Genomic DNA, 18818 nt, shown 5'->3' on the forward strand with positions numbered 1-18818 from the left:
TATCTTTTTTAGCGCGGCGTTATCCCTAAGGTACTGCGCATAGTTCCACCTGTGATTGCAATATCCGCTATTTTTTGCATATTCCCTGCGGAAGGTGAAAGTGCTAATTCTGCTTTTAATACTTTAGTTGTGGCATTTTCATAATTAAATTTTAATTGATTATCCATGACCACTGTATCACTTTTGACTTTAATGCGAGACTCCAGACCAATATGACCTTGCAATTTATTCAAATTCACACTGGATTCAGTGACTGCTCCGGTAGTTTTGTTGGTGTCTTCATTGATGATACTAATATAACTTCCATTGCCGCCTGTATCTGCAGGATCGTTAAATGTAAAGTCTGCTTTCATAGACAAAAAGTTGCTATCAGGTGTTGCCGATGAACTTTCTACGCCCGGAATAATCAGCAACTCCCCCTTACCATCCAATTTAAAGGCGATAGAAGACAATACATCATCTTTTTTGGCAAAATTGTCGATAGGTACAATTTTTGCCGTAGTACTTGCAGTACAGCTGGCATCATTATCGGGACAATTATATAAAGATCCTGGTAACTGCCCAATTGCAATTTCAGCTTTAGCCGCAAACAATAAATGGTCTGCTTTAATATAAATACCATCATCTTCAAAGCCAATCACACCATCAGACTTCATATAAGAGTCAATATTTCTTAATCCAGCATAGTAGTTTACTGCTTCACCGTATGTTCCTACTCCACCATCAACTATAATAATAGATGTCGTTGCCGGTTTGCCGGTTTTTTGATCTATACCATAACCATCGGTAGAAAAAACAAGGTTATAACCTAAGCCGTTACTGTCTGTTGTTGCAGTTCCGCGTCTATACCCCTTTGCAAACAATGCCAAGTTGGCATTCATGTTGTAAATAGGAATACCTATACCCCATGTAGCTGTCTGATTTTCCAGTTTTGCAATTGAATTATCTGAAATAAATTTTGCAGTACGTGCAATGGATTGAAAATCGAAGCCACGTACCGCAATCAGGGCTGCATTCTGTGTAGCATTATTCGGATTTATTTGGTAACTGATCTGATTAGATTCTGTTGCATTTTTCCCTAAAATCTTCTCAATATTATCGTTATAAATAAAACTTAAGTTATTGGTTCGCACTGTATTAATATATATATCGCCAAAATCAATATATGCATTTTGTTTATTAAGCGCATTTACATCGGTGTTAGATGTTCGAATCGCCAAAGGTGAAAGATTCGAAAATTCTAGTGCATTACTGCCATGACCTGTGTGACCAATTTCCAGTGTCGTTGGCGCATGGGTTGTGCCCAGTAAGGAATTTCCAGCTCTGGTAAATTCCCCTGACATACCAAAATGTAGCCCCCCCACCCCCAAAGACTGGTAGTCAGTGGTATTTGCACTGAGTGTACCATTGGTCGTACGGCGAAAATCCTGATAACCACTCTGATCAGAATTGATGAAAATTGTACCATTGGTTATGGCACCAGAAGCCCCCATGCGAATCAGGTTATTTTGCGTAGTGCCTGAACCATAACGTAAATCGATATTCACCCCAGGGTTTGTCGCTGCATTCGTTCCCGTTCTGGTTGAACTAGTATCACTCGTGTCAGTTACACGCCCTAAATCAACAAGATGATTTTCCGTGCCATCTTTACTCTTGGTCGTTAAAACAATGCCTTCACCTTGCTGTAGATACATATAGCCATCAGCAGAAAGATTAAAGTTAAAATCTTTTAATGTCAGATTATGATTATTTAAGCCATAACTGATACTGGCGTTTTGCAAATTGAGATCAAGATGAGCCTTGGCATCTCGATTAAATAAACCGTTGGTCGTTTCTAAATTTATAACAAAAGGTGTAGTGGTCTTAATACCCAAAGAACCTAGACTTTGTTTTTTATCAGTAGTGCATGAATCACAAATGAGCATAATGTCTTTTACAGTTGCCTGAAAAGGAGAAACACTTGCCCTTATTTTCACACCAGCACCATTGGTCGTTGCGCCTACATCAAAGTCCAACTGACTCATTATATTAGTTTGACCATTACCAGTAACCACAACGTCCGAAAGCCCCAGTTTCATATTGCCAGTATTGGTATAGTCCACCCAGTTCGCTTGATTAATTGTCGCTTTCGATATTTCATGGGTGATGGTAATGCCATCCTGTCCAGTCACATGACTAAGAGTCTGATCTGTTAGCTCTTGAATTGCATAACCATATTGCGCAACCAACACACAGGCAGTCAGTATATTTAATTTTATTATTTTCATTTTAATATCCCTATTCTTCAATCTTGAGCTGACTAGCAGCGACTGGTTGCTGTCCCTGCGCAGTTATAACTAAAGATTTTAAGATTCCCTGACATATGCAGGTTGCCATGCATATTTAATCCCATAAATCCAGTCTCAGCACCTTTGTCAAATGCTGGTACATCTTGAGTCGAATTAAACTTTGCATATGTAGTAGCATCCAGATAACCTGCTTCACCTGTTTTATCTGTTTCCACAGCTAAACTAGAAAAGCCTAAATTCCTTATTTTGAGAGGCTTATCATCATAGAAACTCAGCTTCATTGCTGTTTGAGGCAGGCTATCCTTGTTTAAAATAGTTGATCCATCCAGTGAAAATTTATCAATTTGAAGTGTGCCTTGTATTTGTTTAAAGACCAGCCATTTTTTATTGCCAGAACTATCAGCATGATTATTCGGCGCAATCGCTAAACGACACAAAACATTGTTTGTACATGCATATCCATAATTTGCTGCGGTAGTAACCCCAGAAGAATCCACTGTTGAAATCGCATTTAAACTCATATCATTTGCATATTTATGATTTAGAGACAGGGTCCAATTTAAATCTGCACCACCTTGACCAACAACAGATTGCATATCGTCATTATTTAAATTTGATAAGCCAGCTTGTGTAAAACCAGAAGATAGCAACAATACAGAAGTCATTAATTTTCTTAACATTGTAAAACCCCTATAGTCCTGTTGTTTTAAATTTTAAATGCTGAATCAACACCCCATCTATCGCTGCAGAGCCCAAATTAACAGGGGTAGCCCCTACAGTTGAACTTTTAAACATAATACCGGTAGCTGTACTATCACGGTTAGCAATTAAAGTATTCGCTGTATCACGTGCCACAGTGCCCATGGAAATACTGCTATGGGTTGCGCTTGTACCTTGATAACTCGTGGCATTAATTTGTGAGACATTACTTCCACAAACACTCACATTACATGTAGACCCTTTATACTGAGTCGCAAGTGTAGTTAGAACCGACTGATTATTAATTGAATATTTGGTTGGAGAGCTTATAGCGCCTGTATTTACCAATTCAACATAGCCCTTGCTCACATCGTCTTTTACATAGGTTCCTGCAGGATCCGCAACGTAACTCGTCACTTTAGTTGTTGCATTAACATCTTTTCGGTAAAGCGTTGAGACACTGGAGAAATTCGCAGTGCTATAGTAAGTGCCTGATTTAGATTTATAGTATCCACCGGAAGTATCCGCTCCATAAGTTGCTTCTGTATCCTTATAATAGGTATAAATTTTATTATAAATACTATCAACTTTTGGGAGTGATGTTACTTCTAGAATAATGTTTTTTCCTTCAGATCCTACAATAAAGGGTTGATACATATTTCCTAATACCAAGTTTATATTTGGACTATATATATACAGACCTTCTGTACTATCAAAAGTTGGAGCTACAGAACGATCTAAAGCAGGAGTAGAATAGGTACCGTCATTCGTAGCAGCCGTGCTAATTCGTATTGCTTTTGCAGCTAAATTTGTGTCTGTTGATTTTATATTCTGTGGATTATCATTGGTATTCAGACGTAAGATACTGGCAATCCCCAATGTTTGATTTTGTTGTGCCACACTCGAACTTTGTGTCTGAAACAAACGTACTTGCGAACCATTTAAGCTCAGACCATTTGCAACAAATTGTAGACGTAAACGCTGGTTTTTATCCAAATTTTGGTCATTTGAGCTATCTCCACTCACTGGAGATGCTACAGGTGCTCCGGTAATAATATTCACCGCATTACTTGATCCCCATTTACGAGAGAAAGCATCTAACCAAAAACCTAATTTAATATTATTATCACTTTCGTCCGCAGCAACCGTAACCAATGGTGCTTCTAATGCCAGATAGCCAATATCTGCAGCTGTATTTGTTGATTGGAATTGCTGAACCTGTTTTTCTGTACCAGCTCTAAACAACCATGGATTGGCTGCACTTCCCCAAGTAAAAACTTGGTTACTATAACGTTGATTTAATTGATCATTACTTTTAGACAGAGCCAAACCATAAATAAAAATATCTGCTTTGGTCTGCTTGGCAGCTGCCTGAGCTGAAGTTACTGTTGAAGCTAAACCTGCGTAATTTTCACCTGTCGGAATAAGACGAATGAAACCTGTATCACTTGTTGATGCAGTTAATAAGGCTGCAGCATCGGTGGCTGTACCATAAGTAGATGCTGCTGAAACATCTTTGGCACCCTGAAAGACCATTTTAAAATTTTCGGGTAACAATGCAATCCCTTCGCCGGTTGTATCAGCAAGGTGATCATCGGATAAAGATTCAAGCGCATAAACTGACGGGCTTAGTAACACTGCGATTACACTGGCCAAACAGGATTTTTTGAATCCTGCATTCTTCCAACTTTGAGTCATCACGACCTTCCTTTTTATCAGATGCTCCGCATCATTATTTTTCATTCATCCTAAGCTTGGTATGTCGAATTTTTATTAATTTGTCATTACAACAATGTTCTTACCAAGTTTTTATAACTTTTTATTATGCTGAATATTGATGCAATTGCAAAAAAAACTGGTCGAATGAAGCCAGTTTCCGATGAATGAATCAGGCAAAAAATAAGCGGACCAAAATGATCCGCTTATTCAATTATTTATACAACTTAGGCTTTAGGTAAAGTGACCCCGGTTTGCCCCTGATATTTACCACCACGGTCCTTATAAGATGTTTCACATACTTCATCAGATTCGAAGAATAACATTTGTGCTACACCTTCACCTGCATAAATACGTGCTGGCAAGTTGGTAGTATTTGAAAACTCCAAGGTTACATGACCTTCCCATTCAGGTTCCAGCGGTGTCACATTGACAATAATACCGCAGCGCGCATAAGTCGATTTACCCAAACATACGGTCAAGACATTGCGTGGAATACGGAAATATTCAACAGTACGGGCCAAAGCAAAAGAGTTTGGCGGAATGATACAGACATCCGATTCAATATCGATAAAGCTGTTTTCATCAAAGTTTTTTGGATCGACAATTGCTGAATGTACATTGGTAAAGACTTTAAATTCACGTGCACAACGAACATCATAACCGTAGCTTGAAACCCCATAAGAAATGAGTTTTTCACCCGCTTCGTCATAACGCACTTGGTTTTCTGCATACGGTTCAATCATGCCGTGTTTTTCGCTCATTTCGCGAATCCAACGATCAGACTTAATTGCCATTATTTCAATCCAAAAATAGTTAATTCGATTATTGCGCTGTACTTTAACTGAAATTGGCAGTAATGGAAATGATGATCAGGCGATGATGCGATTTTTTACAAAATGTGCATTTGTATCGCCCAAATTTAAAACCTTAAAAAATTTAAAAACTTAAAATAGCTGAATAACTTAAGGGAATTGAAAAACTGATCAACACTATTGAAGCAGTTTTTTGCAAGTTTGACTGATTGAGCCAGCGCACTTTATTGGATGCCAAAACGGAACCGATAAAAATCCAGAACAAGGCAATCGGGACAATTAAAATCAGGAACATGGCAATATGCGCAGCATAATCATTCACACTGAGCCATGCAGTGCTTGGAAAAACAGCCGAAGCAAACAGTAAGGCTTTAGGGTTCAATAGTGTGGCACAAAATAATTCACGAGGACGAATGGTAGGCAGATTAAAGCTCGCTTCAATATCTGCGGTTTTCCAGAGTTTAACTGCCAGAAAAATGATATAGCACGCACTCATGAGTTTTAAGATGGTCGGTACTATTGGAAATTGAGTTGAGACAGTCCCAATGATCACGCCCCAAACAGTAATGGCGATGAGGTAGCCACAAGATTCGGCAGGAATCAAACGTAAAGAGTTACGCACACCGACCTGAATACCGGAAGATGCCAATAAAGTATTGGTTGGACCAGGAGTCAATAAAATGGTAATGACTAAACCAATAAACAGCCATGAAATCATATGCGTTCTCTCTATAGAGTGCGCGAAGAGTAAATCAGTTTATTGTACTTAGCAATTGAGGAATTTTATATCTTTTTCAAAGTGCCCACACTTAAACAATAACTATATAATTTTCAATAAATTAAATTACATAGTTCAAGTATAACTCCAGCGTCATTTGTTATAAAAAATTTCAAAATTGATATTTTTTCAACATTACTGTCGGCTTTAAGTCATACTTAAGCTGTATATGGTGATCTATTCAGGCACAATAGCTTATTCCTCAAGTACCTATTCGTATGGCAAAACAATTCTTTCAATCATGGCTTCCTTCTCCCCATAAAATTGCGGAGATGAAAGTGATGAAGATTTTTGGTCAACGCACCTTAAATCCACTACTCTGGTATGTGAACAGAAAGTCGATTTCAAAAGCTGTTTTTATAGGGACCTTTTGGGGCATGTTACCTTTGCCGTTTCATAGTATTTTGATTGTGCTGACGGTATTATTATTTGAAGTCAATTTACCAGTGAGTTTATGTCTGGCTTGGTTAACCAATCCATTTACCCTGGTTCCAATCCTGTATCTTGGTTTTTGGTTAGGCACTAAAATATTCGGGGTCAACATGATTGATCAGGATATGCTCCTAGGCGTACTACATCAGATCAGTCACTGGATTACCCACTTTGGTAGCGGCCACATTGATTTTAGTCTGGCGAAAATTCTTTTATCCGGGCTGTTATTAGAAGCCTTTATTTTTGCCGTTATACTATATGTGATTACACGATTATTTTGGCGTTGGAATATTGTTCAGCACTATAATCGGCGCCGGTTTATGAAATAATCGCCAGCATCTTCTGCTCCTTCACATTTTCCTCCACTTAGACATCATCTAATCCTAAAAATTATTATTGATTATTTTATAAATATTTCTCACCGAGATAAAAAAAGCCCAAACCAGGTTGAGCTTTTTTAATAGTGCTATTCAATTCAGCATTAGAAAATTCGGTTTTTTGGCTTTTCTACTTGAGGCAATTGATCGGCAATTTTTTGCGCAATCGCCATATAGCTTTCAGCCGCATCATCACCAACCAGTACGGAAGGCTTCCCGGCATCGGCATTTTCACGAATCTGCACATTTAAAGGCAAACGACCAAGCAGTGGAATATGGTATTGTTCCGATAACTTATCACCACCACCGGTACCAAAAATCTGTTCTTCATGACCACAGTTGGAACAGATATGCGTCGACATATTTTCCACCACACCCATGACCGGAATTTGCACTTTATTGAACAGTTCAATGCCTTTGGTCGCATCCATAAGCGCCACATTTTGCGGTGTAGTCACAATCACCGCACCTGTCACTGGAATGCGCTGTGCAAGGGTCAACTGAATATCACCTGTGCCCGGCGGCATATCAATCATCAACACATCCAGATCTGGCCATAAAGTTTGATTAAACAGCTGCATCAATGCACCGGTGGCCTTAGGACCACGCCAAGCTACAGGCGTATTGTTATCTCCAGTTAAATGCCCAATGGATAACACTGCCATACCATAGGCATCAATCGGCACAAAATTTTCTGCTTCAATCATAGGCGTACGGCCAGCATTACCAAGCATAGTCGGAATACTTGGTCCATAAATATCGGCATCCAAGACTCCGACTTTTAAACCCAGTTTTTGCAAGGCCAATGCCAGATTAACCGTTGTGGTCGATTTACCCACCCCACCTTTACCGGAAGATACCAAGATCACATTTTGGATACGTGGATGTTTAGGCACATCGCGTTGTTGGGGAGCTGCTTTCTGAATCGGTTGATTGTTTGGATCTTCATCCTGTTTGGCTGCAGCCGGTGCTGTATTTCCGGAAGCATCCACCACAGGCGGAAGTTTTTGAGCTGATGATGGTGTAGCCGTCTGAGCATTACTGGCGCAGCTATGTCCCTGTTTGCCATGATCATGGTTAGAGCAGCTTTCACCCTGAGCATGCTTTTGCTGTATCACATGCATATTCAGTTCCTGGATACCACATTTTTCCAGTGCATCGGCCAGATCATCATGAATTTTTTGTAAATGATCCGCCTCTTCAGGATAGGTATTAATGGTAATTTGTAAGATACGACCTTCAACATTCACCTGGGTAATTCGGTCTTTCAGTGCATGATTGGAGTTGGGCAAAATATAGCTTTGGAGCACATTCTGGATTTCTTCTTCCTTCACCTCCTGAGCTGGCGAAAAAACAGATTTAAGCGAAGAAAGCCACGACATAAGTTTACTCCAAGTATGGATATACAGCTGAATAGCATAGTTTAACTTTAAATGCAGTGAAGGTTAAGCAAAGTTAAGCTCTGCTTTTACAAAGTTGCAAAAAAATCCAACTTCATTACTTGGTTTTAACTTCTAGCTGGTATTGAATATGCATTCAATCATTTTAAACTCCCCTTTTCTCTAGAGCTCAATCATTTCCCACATGAAGCTAAACAGACAGGTAAAATAATTATTTTGTAATAATTTTCATACAAAAATGCTTGTATTTTGTGCTTTATTTTAGCTACATATTATTAAATTTATTAGAATTATTCTTTGGGGATTCCATGCGTTTGAAAGGCTTACTACCATTTATTTTTATCTCGGCGATGGGCTTTGCTCATGCAGCAAACGAGACCTCATCCATACGCACACCTGCTGGTCAAATAATCAGCTTAGGCGACTCCTTTACAGATATGGAAAACCGTATGAAACTATCTCCAACATCAATGATTACACATGAAATCATTGAAGGTAAAAATTCGGCTTTAGCCATGGATTATCGCTATGAAATCGAGAATATGATTTATACGATTACCATTATTAATGATCAGGTTAAAAAAATTGAATGGCTCAATACAGATCAGGACATTAAAGATCCGCTCAAGAAAAGCTGAAAATTACTTTTTTATAGATCCATCTAGATAAGCAATATTTCCCCACACTTTTTCTTTGATTAATCTACCTATATCTGTGCAAGGTTTACCTATGATAATTAATAGCAAAGCTTAAAGATGACGATCTTTAAGCTTCAACCTTACTGAATTTTCAATTGAACAATCTATGACAGAGCATGCACTGTCTGGGGTCAAGTCAGAAAAACTGATTTGATCATCCGCCTTGCAGCAAACCCAACATAATCTTGCTACTTTTATTTAATCAATCCTTATTTAACCGGTATCATTAAGTGCTGATAAGGTGTTCCTGACCACATTACATAAGGTGCTCCAGTGTCTGGCTGTGCAGTTTTAGGATACATATCATAGAAACTTTGCTCTGCCCCAACAATCATCACATGCGGGCCTGTCTTGATCCAGTGGTTACCAGTTGTAGGTTTTTTTGCATAAGGATCTACATTGCTGGCATCTGTTCCTCCCTCCAGCATGTACATTAAACCAATCTTACCTGCCATCGGTGTTTTGTGCCCCATCCAGGCCTCGGCCCATTCTAGAGCTGCTTTGTCCATGCACATGGGATCCGGGCCTGGAGTCGTCGGATTGTCAGGCATGCAAGTAAAACCATTGTGTCCTTTGCGCAAGGTTCGCATCTTTCCGTCCCCTTCCACGACCACGATAGTCGCTGCAGCACCGACCTTTTTCGGTGCTGCACTCATTGCACTGGCAATATCTTTTGTATTGGCCGTGGAAGAAGCTTGCTCGGAGCTTGCTTTAGCACCCTTGGTCATTTGGTCGGCAGCGAGTGTGGTCGTTATGGATAGTGTAACCCATCCGGCAATGATGAAAACTTTAGAAAAATTCATGACAGGTTCTCCTTGCATCATGAGTAAAAACACATTGATACAACCAGATCAGACCTAATAATTGATCACGTTATAAGTTCCTGCTCGGCGACTTAAATGCAAATAAATGACTCATTTTCAAAATTTTTTAATCCGTTTAGCCATTCCGAATGGCTTAATAACCGATTTTTTCCAACTATAGATCTACCGGTCTCTAGACAGCTGTTTGCCCTGCAGCATTCCAGCTCGCCTTCAATATCATTATTTTTAATCATTATGATCAGGTCAATGCGATGTACTACAAACTACATTTTTCCAGAATAAAAAATTATTGGGTCACAACAATTTACAGATATAGAGAAAAAGCCAACTGAAAAATTGCAGAATATTTCACATAACATTGCGTATTTCTCAATCTGTATAAAAGCATAGTTGTGCTAATAGTTCGGATACACATTTAAATCAGCTTATTTGACTTTGATTTTATTTCATCTTTTAAATTCTATTTTCTGAATAATTTATGTGGAACCTAAGTCTAAATTTTTCATTTCATTAAAAAATTAAACCAGAAAAATAAAAATGGAATTGAAATATTTCAAGCTAAAAATAGATTAAATTTGATACTCTTTTGCAAGAAATACAGTACGAGAAACAATCTTGAAAAAAAAATGAAATTAGTGCAAATTACACGCAACTCAAAAATGTTTCAAAAAATATACAAATAATCACATTATGAATAAAGAATCTTTTGTTTTTTGCATAGGGATAATCTCAAGCATTTTATCAATCTCATGTTCGAATCACGTACATGCTGATGATTTATCAACTTTATTTGTAAAAGCAAAAAAGTTTTCACCTCATCTTCCCCTTGCATTGAGTCAACAAGAAATCGTCAAACAGAAAATCAATCAGGCGAAAGCTGCCAATGAGCCAAAAATAAACTTTACAGCTCAAGAAAAAAAAGGGATTAGCGCACGAGATGCAGGAAAAGAAATCGATTATCGTCTTCGAAATTATGCGATTCAGATGTCATTTCCAATCATTAATATGTCTATACAAGAAGAAATCTCATCTGCACAGATATCTGAAAAAGTTGCATTGGTACAATATCAAGCAACTCATGATGAATTACTATTAAATATTGTTGACCAATATTTCAAGATACTCAATCTGGATTCTAAATACCAATTGATGCAGCAGCAAAAAAAATTGATCTATGAACAAAAAAGAATGGCTGCTGCCAATTTCGATCAAGGCATGGTTTCAATTACTGACTTAAAAGAAGCTGAAGCCAAACTTGCCACTCTACAGAGTCAGGAACAAAGCCTGTATCTAGAAATATCCCGCGAAAAAAATATTTTATCGCAATTCATAGGAACTGGTGATTTCACAATTCAGCAAATTCAAAACTCACTTGCCGTGCTTCCGATTTTGTCCATATCAGATCAAGATTTTTTTTCTCAACTTTTATTAAAGAACAATAAGCAAATTCAAATATCGGAACTCAATTTAGAAGCAACAAAAATAGAGTTAAAACAAGCAAAAGCAGCGAGATACCCAAACTTAAATTTTTCAGCCAAACTCAGCCGAAATTTTGAATCTCAAGATACTGCTTTTTCAAATAAACAGGATGGCTGGGACTATTTATACGGGTTTGAATTAAATGTGCCCATGTATAACTCCGAAACCCATTTTAAGATTAAGGAGAAACAGGCTTCCCTTGATAAAAGTAAAAATGAATTAAACTTGGCAATTCAAAAACAACAAAGCCAAATGCTTGAAAGTTTCTACACGACGCTTTCATCAATGTCTAAAGCCAATGGTATGAAAGAAGCAGAATCTTCCTTAATGGTTGCATGGCAATCCAATAAACGGGCATATGAAGTAGGTATGCGCGTGAATGCTGATGTACTAGAAGCACAATCAAAATACTTTGAAATCAAACAGGAAAGAATAAGTGCTTGGTACGAAGCCTGGCAAAATTACATTAAATGCAAAATCATACTCGGTACTTTCACAGATGCAGATTTAGTAAATATAGATCAAATTTTTTACGCACAAAGCTAATAAATTAAACGTATATGACAGACAATAATATGCAAGAACAAACTATAAAAATGCCCGAACCCATTCAACACTGGTTGAATAATCTGAAACAACTAAATATTAATGTGATTGATGTTTGCTTTGAAAATTTTTTAAGTTTTGGAACCCATCAATTTAAAGATATTTCACAAGAAAAATGGAACAGCATTAAAACGTTGCTGTCTCAGGAAAAACCAATTCATCTTCAAAGCTGGAATTCAGGCTATTTACTGGGCTATCGGCTTAACCAACAAGATGCTCTATCCTGTTTTGGTCTTTATCTTGCTCCACCTATTCATGAAGCTACCTTAGAAATCATTCGTACCAGTCTGGGATGGTTGTTTTATCAACATCAGACCCAGCAATTACAGCAAGCATGGAATTCTGAACAACTGCTTGAAATTTTTGCATATGTTATCAATCAGTCAGAATTTCGAATTGCAGCCCAGGAATGGATCAATCAAACCACGACCTATATTCGAAACCAATTTTCGGAATATGAAAACATTCAATTGAACTATTTTTATGTTCAACCAGCAGATCATGTTGAATGGTTAGTTTCATCAGATTTGTCCTGGACTGAAAAAGGTTCTGCCGATATGCAGAAAATGAAGGAAATTGCACTTCAAGCAGTGATGCTACAACATGAAATTCATGAACCTTTTTGGTGGGCTTATCCCATTTTTAATCATGGTGTGGTACAGGCTGTGCTTGTGGCAAAAGACCGTAAATTTGAGCAAAAATCTGACCATACAGCACTTACGATATATCTAAAAAACAATGTTGACTTAATGCAGCCATTATTAACATTATGGAAAAAAGCAGAGCAAGGTCTGGTTCAACACAGTATTCACACGGGTCGTCATTTTTTGGGTAAATATACCCAACAAGGTCACTATGCCTGGAAAATAGTCAGCCTATTATTAGGCATCTTTCTAATCGGCATTACTCTAATTCCTGTCGATAAGCTGGTGACTTCAAATCTGAATGTTGAAGGAAAAACCAGGTGGATCATAGCAGCACCGATGCAAGGATTTATCACGCAAGTACTGGTACGTCCAGGCGATAAAGTCAAAGCCAACCAGACCTTAATCAAACTTGATGATACTGATTTAAAAATTCAATTGGCTGAACAACAAAGCTTACTTGATCAGGCACAGCATCAATTTCGTGTGGCTATGGCTGAACAGAACCTGACAGATAGCGGTCTCGCTACCAATCAGATAAGACAGCAAGAAGCTAAAATACAAACCATTCAAAGAAAATTAATACAGACCAATATTGTTTCACCCTTGCACGGGACAGTGATTGACGGCGACTGGGTACAACAAACAGGCACACCTATAGAAACAGGAAAAGAGCTGTTTCAAATCGCATCGCAGGATGCTTATAAGGTCATATTGCATGTTGCAGATCAAGACATTCATCTGGTTAAAACCGGACAGAATGGTGTTTTGAAACTCACCAGCTTTCCTGATCAAACTTTTAAGTTCAAAGTCACACGCATTACGCCAGTTGCAGCGGTTCAGAATAATATCAATGGATTCAGGGTTGAAGCGGCTTGGCAAAACTCCCCTCCCGCCCTTACTCCAGGCATGCAAGGTGTAGGGAAAATTACCGTTGGAAAAACCAATTTGCTGTTCCGCTGGTCAAGAGATTTCATCAACTGGATGAAACTCAAAATCTGGTCTACCTGGTAATTACATGCAAAGCCTGTTTTCTGAACATTGGCATGTGGTTCGCCATCTGAGACCTCAGCTACGCCAGAATGTAGAAGTATTACCACGTATCCTGCGTGGGAAATCATGGTTTCTGCTGTTTGAGCCGATGTCACAACGTTTTGTTCGGGTCAACCCTGAAACTTGGTATGTCATTACTTTATTGGACGGTCAATTCAATGTTGAGCAAATATGGGATAAGGCCGCAGAACATATTGAACAGCAAAATGTTCAGTTTAATCAGCAACACAGAGCCATCAGCCAAAATGAATTGGTTCAATTACTCAGCCAATTGTATAGTAATGACCTACTACAGACAGAAGTTTCGTTTGATGCAGAGGAAATGTCCAAACGCTATAAAAAGCACAAATTTAATAAACTCAAACAGTCTTTTCTAAATCCGATAAGTCTCAAAGTTCCGCTCCTGTATCCAGATGCTTTTTTCAATCAATGCAAAAAACTTTCACGCTCCATCTTTAACGTATGGGGAGTTGTATTGTGGCTATTCATCGTTATTCCAGCTTTATTGTTGTTGGCAGAAAACTGGCAGAGTCTAAGCAGTAATTTATCAGATCGGGTTCTTTCAACCAGTAACCTTTTTATCCTTTGGCTGACCTATCCCATTGTGAAAATTATTCACGAATTTGCTCATGGTCTTGCCATTAAAGCCTGGAATGGAAATGTCCGGGAAATGGGCCTGATGTTTATTCTGTTCATCCCCATTCCTTATGTAGATGCGTCTTCTTCTTACCATTTTGTATCCAAGTGGCAAAGAATTGCTGTTTCAATTGCTGGAATCATGATGGAGTTGTTACTCGGTGCCATTGCGATCTACTTATGGGTTTCTACCGAAACAGGGCTCGTCCATGCCTTTGCCTATAATGTCATCTTCATTGCCGCCGTCTCTACAGTACTGGTCAATGGCAATCCCTTAATGCGCTATGATGGCTATTACATTCTTTCAGACCTACTGGAAATTCCGAATCTTGCTGGTCGGGCAACAAAATACTGGGTTTACCTTTCAGACAAGTATATTTTTGGAGCCAATACTGCTCAGCCCCCGTTTGCCGCAGAGAAAGAACGGTTCTGGCTTATCGTGTACGGATTTTTCTCCCCCCTGTACCGTATTAGTATCATGCTGGGTCTGATCTGGTTTGTGGCACAAAAATATTTCATGTTTGGTGTCTTGCTCGCCATTCTTTCTGCATTTATGACCATTGTCATGCCTATATACAAAGGCATTAAGCATATTTATCAGGGGGCAAGTTTGTCCAAATATCGCGACCAGGCTATTCAACGTTTTCGTTGGATCATGCTATCCCTTATTTTCATCCTCTGCATTTTACCATTTCCCTATTACACCACTCAGCAAGCGGTGGTCTGGTTACCCGAAGAATCCATGATTCGGGCCATGGAATCAGGCAGCGTAAAAACAATTCATTTAAACAATAATAAAATTGCAAAAAATCAGATTCTTTTTACTCTGGAAAATGCTGAACTCACTGAAAAATACAACTTGCAAAAATTACAGGTTGAAGAAGCGGATTATAAAATTCGGCAGGCTTCTCTGGATGATGTGCAATTGCGTGAAAAACTTGAATTACAAAAACAAGGACTCGATCAGCAGCTTCTGCAATATCAACTCAAAGTAAATCAACTAAATATACATAGTCCGATTGCTGGACACTGGTTTGCAAAAGATCATATCGAGCAGGATCATCGGTTTTATAAACGCGGTGACATTATCGGTTATGTGATAGACCAGCCTGCTCAGCTTATTCGCAGTGCCGTTGTCCAGCAAGATTATGAATTGATACAGACCCGATTAAAAGGTATTGAAATCCGTTTTAAAAATCATTTTGATACCATTTACACTGGAAACATTGTCAGAAGTACACCACAAACCCAAAAGAAACTTTTCTCCACGGCTTTGGGTAGTCAGGCAGGCGGAAATATTACCGTTGATCCAACCGATCAGGACGGCGCTTCTGCCTTACAGAATTATTTCGATCTCGATATTCAGTTGTCTAAACCCATAGACTCGAACGTGTTTGGGGATATTGCATATGTACGATTTGACTTGGGCTATTCACCTTTAGCATTGCAATGGATTAGAAAACTTCGTCAGTTATTCCTGGAGCAATTCTATGTCTAACCTGAGCGTGATTAAAAATCTGTCCTTACATCCGTTTTACTTGTCCTACGTTTCAAGAGAAGAACAACAGGATCAGGAATTGCATAAATTTGAGATCTTTTTTTCAAATTTGATGGGATGGATTCCTGCGAAAAAAATTTCACGAAAAGTCATACAGCAATTTTCCCAAAAAATTATTGTGCATAAGGCTGCGCTTAGCCAACTAGATCATAAGCAACTGGTCAAGACGTTTAATGAAGCTTTGAGCTTATTATCAACAGTCAAAGCAAGTTATGACAATGTGGCCATCGCCTTTGCCTGTATAGGTGAAGCCATTTCAAGAGTGTTTAAGATATACCCTCATCCGGTCCAGTTTATGGGAGCCTATATTCTTTTAACTGGCCGGCTCGCTGAAATGCCTACAGGTGAAGGTAAAACACTGGTTGCTGGCATAGCAGCAACGTTTATGGCAGCTACTGGTAATTATGTCCATGTACTGACGACTAACGCCTATCTTGCACAACGTGATGAAGAAGAATTGCGCCCATTATTTGAATTTTTTCATTTAAGCAGCGGTTCAATTAACAGTGAAATGGAAATCCCTGAACGAAAGCAGAATTACCAGAAACGGATTTGCTATGTCTCTGCCAATGAAATTGTATTTGATTACCTGAAAGATCATATTTCCGGTAAAGGCACCCAGCCGCGTCAGATTGAAAATTTACGCAATTTAAGTTTTGGACAGTCTGCAGCAGAAGACATGATTGTTCCTGCATTGCATTTTTGTATCGTTGATGAAGCTGACAGTGTATTTATTGATGAAGCTCAAACCCCGATGGTGATTTCACAGGAAGCTGAAGGCTTGATCGAACCGGAGGTGATTCACTGGGCTATTGCACAGGCCAGACAACTTCATCCAGATACTGATTTTGAGATTCGGGAAGCTGAACACCACATTCACATTGAACATATTCCTGAACAGAAGCAGGTTGCCCTGCCCGATGCCATCCGCCCGATTTGGTACAATCATGCCTGGAAAATACTTCTGGTTCAGCAGGCGCTGACGGCATTACATCTTTATCATAAAGACCAGCAGTATATTATTCAGGACAATAAAATTCAGATTGTAGATGAAAGTACGGGCCGTATCATGGCAGATCGCTCATGGGAACAGGGACTGCATCAGCTGATTGAAGCCAAAGAAGGCGTTGAGCTGTCTAAAGGACGAGATACGCTGGCAAAGATGACTTTTCAGCGTTTTTTTAGAAGATATCTGCTTTTATCTGGTTTAACGGGAACGGGACTGGAAGTTTCCCGTGAACTATGGATGATCTACCGTTTAAAAGTCTGTCAGATTCCTCCAAATATTCCGTCAAAACGTCAGCAGTATAAACACCGCTATTTCAAAACCAATGAGCAAAAATATAAGGCCATTGCCAGTCATGCTCAGGCTATCGCACATCAAAATCGTGCAGTATTGATTGGAACCCGAAGCATCGAAGCATCAGAATCCATTGCTGAAGCACTCACAAACTTAGATATTGACCATATTGTACTAAATGCCCGTCAAGATGCTCAGGAAGCGGCAATCATCGCCGAAGCAGGTCATAGCGGTAAAATTACTGTGGCAACCAACATGGCAGGTCGCGGTACAGACATCAAACTGCGCCCTGAAACCAAACAGGCCGGCGGCTTACATGTCATTTTGACTGAATTCCATGAATCTGCCCGAATTGACCGGCAGCTTTATGGACGGGCTGGACGTCAAGGAGATCAAGGATCATGTGTTGCCTATGTCTGCGGCACAGATGATTTATTACAACAAAATGCCAAATGGTTTGTCTGGTTACTCAACCTCATACCACTTATTTTTATCCAACATTACTTACTCACTCTTGCAGTTAAACACATGCAGAAAAAATGCCAGAAACGAGCTTACCGTAACCGGATAGCCATGTTTAAACAGGACAAGAAGCTCAACTCACAAATTGGTTTTGCGGGGAAAATTTACTAAATGAAATACTCACTACTTTTACTCGCCGGCATCAGCTGCCCTATTTTTGCAAATACGGTTAATTTCGCCTGCATGGTTCAGCCTGCACAGATTGTAGAAATCAGAAGTCCTGTGACCGGGACTTTACAGCAATTACATGTTAAAGCTGGCAGTACAATCAAGAAAGGTCAGATTCTGGCTCAAATAGAAGCCAATGTTGAAAAGTCAGCCACCCAAACTGCTTATTACCGTACTCAAGTAAAGGGAAATGTCGCAACAGCCCAATCTAAAATTACTCATGCTACAAAAAAAGCTGAGCGTATGAAGCAACTAAGTGCTGAGAATTTTGTTTCAAGGCAGGCTTATGATGATGCAATCAATGAACTGAGTCAGGCTCGAGCAGAACTTCAATTGGCCAAAGAAAATTTGAAACAGGCAGAATTTGAATATAAGCAAAGTCAGGCTGACTTGAATCGCAGAAAAATTTACAGCCCGTTTAATGGGGTGGTCATGCAGCAATATATTTACGCTGGAAGCATGGTTGGACCAACTGAAGGAAAAAATCCAATTCTAAAAATAGCCCAGACTGATCAATTTAAAATTAATGCCATTATTCCTTTAAAATATTTCCGCTCAATTAAAAAAGGGCAAGTTGTCAAAATTGTACCTGAGGCACCTTTTGACAAATTTATAGCGACGGTAAAGCTTGATCATGTCGATCAGGTCATTGATGCCAGTTCTGGAACATTCAGTGCAGGTACTACAATTTTGAGTAATTCTGTAAAATTTCCAAGTGGAATCCGTTGTAAGATGTACTTATAAAATCTATTTTTAAAGAGTATCTCTTAATATAAGTTACTTAGAAGTATTAATAATTTCTTCATTTATTTACTTCTAAGATTT

The 18818-nt window shown here is 38.9% G+C and carries 14 protein-coding genes; 7 read left to right on the top strand and 7 right to left on the bottom strand.

The features are described 5' to 3' along the window. Positions 1-8 precede the first annotated feature (8 nt). From FB6_RS09620 to FB6_RS09640, 5 genes are all read right to left on the bottom strand, one after another. Entirely contained in the window at positions 9-2267 is a 2259-nt protein-coding gene (locus tag FB6_RS09620; protein WP_174559786.1) for a DUF6160 family protein, read from the bottom strand. A gap of 32 nt (positions 2268-2299) precedes the next feature. Continuing rightward, a complete protein-coding gene (locus FB6_RS09625) occupies positions 2300-2968 on the bottom strand; it encodes a hypothetical protein (protein WP_174559787.1) in 669 nt (222 codons plus the stop codon). A 10-nt stretch (positions 2969-2978) separates the two neighbouring features. Next, the gene (locus FB6_RS09630; RefSeq protein ID WP_174559788.1) at positions 2979-4685 is read right to left on the bottom strand and encodes a hypothetical protein; all 1707 of its coding nucleotides are present in this window, start codon (positions 4683-4685) and stop codon (positions 2979-2981) included. 245 nt (positions 4686-4930) lie between these two features. Further along, entirely contained in the window at positions 4931-5500 is a 570-nt protein-coding gene (gene dcd, locus FB6_RS09635) for a dCTP deaminase (RefSeq protein WP_174559789.1), read from the bottom strand. Positions 5501-5642: 142 nt separating this feature from the next. Next, entirely contained in the window at positions 5643-6236 is a 594-nt protein-coding gene (locus FB6_RS09640; RefSeq protein WP_174559790.1) for a LysE family translocator, read from the bottom strand. 272 nt (positions 6237-6508) lie between these two features. Between FB6_RS09640 and FB6_RS09645 the strand changes: the two genes are divergently transcribed. Further along, positions 6509-7057, top strand: a complete 549-nt coding sequence (locus tag FB6_RS09645; protein WP_174559804.1) for a DUF2062 domain-containing protein — start codon at positions 6509-6511, stop codon at positions 7055-7057. 152 nt (positions 7058-7209) lie between these two features. Here the strand turns inward: FB6_RS09645 and apbC are convergent, their stop codons facing one another. Next, a complete protein-coding gene (gene apbC, locus FB6_RS09650; protein WP_174559791.1) occupies positions 7210-8487 on the bottom strand; it encodes an iron-sulfur cluster carrier protein ApbC in 1278 nt (425 codons plus the stop codon). Positions 8488-8813: 326 nt separating this feature from the next. On the opposite strand from apbC, the gene FB6_RS09655 reads away from it, so the two are divergent. Continuing rightward, on the top strand, positions 8814-9143 hold the full coding sequence (locus tag FB6_RS09655) for a hypothetical protein (RefSeq protein ID WP_174559792.1): 330 nt from the start codon (positions 8814-8816) through the stop codon (positions 9141-9143). 269 nt (positions 9144-9412) lie between these two features. Here the strand turns inward: FB6_RS09655 and FB6_RS09660 are convergent, their stop codons facing one another. Next, entirely contained in the window at positions 9413-9931 is a 519-nt protein-coding gene (locus FB6_RS09660) for a hypothetical protein (protein WP_254592224.1), read from the bottom strand. Between the two features lie 786 nt (positions 9932-10717). Here FB6_RS09660 and FB6_RS09665 point away from each other — a divergent pair. From FB6_RS09665 to FB6_RS09685, 5 genes are read left to right on the top strand one after another with little or no spacing between them, the layout of a single operon-like run. Further along, entirely contained in the window at positions 10718-12052 is a 1335-nt protein-coding gene (locus FB6_RS09665; protein WP_174559794.1) for a TolC family protein, read from the top strand. 29 nt (positions 12053-12081) lie between these two features. Then, on the top strand, positions 12082-13770 hold the full coding sequence (locus FB6_RS09670; RefSeq protein ID WP_217427335.1) for an efflux RND transporter periplasmic adaptor subunit: 1689 nt from the start codon (positions 12082-12084) through the stop codon (positions 13768-13770). A gap of 4 nt (positions 13771-13774) precedes the next feature. Next, positions 13775-15943 carry a site-2 protease family protein gene (locus FB6_RS09675; protein WP_174559796.1) on the top strand — a complete coding sequence of 723 codons (2169 nt, stop codon included), beginning with the start codon at positions 13775-13777 and terminating at the stop codon, positions 15941-15943. Beyond that, entirely contained in the window at positions 15936-17936 is a 2001-nt protein-coding gene (locus FB6_RS09680; RefSeq protein WP_174559797.1) for a hypothetical protein, read from the top strand. The genes FB6_RS09675 and FB6_RS09680 overlap by 8 nt, the downstream gene beginning before the upstream one ends. After that, positions 17937-18737, top strand: coding sequence for an efflux RND transporter periplasmic adaptor subunit (locus tag FB6_RS09685; RefSeq protein WP_174559798.1), 801 nt, complete (start codon positions 17937-17939; stop codon positions 18735-18737). The last annotated feature ends 81 nt before the right edge of the window (positions 18738-18818 follow it).

It is taken from the genome of Acinetobacter bouvetii, assembly GCF_902753875.1.
GTDB lineage: Bacteria > Pseudomonadota > Gammaproteobacteria > Pseudomonadales > Moraxellaceae > Acinetobacter > Acinetobacter bouvetii_A.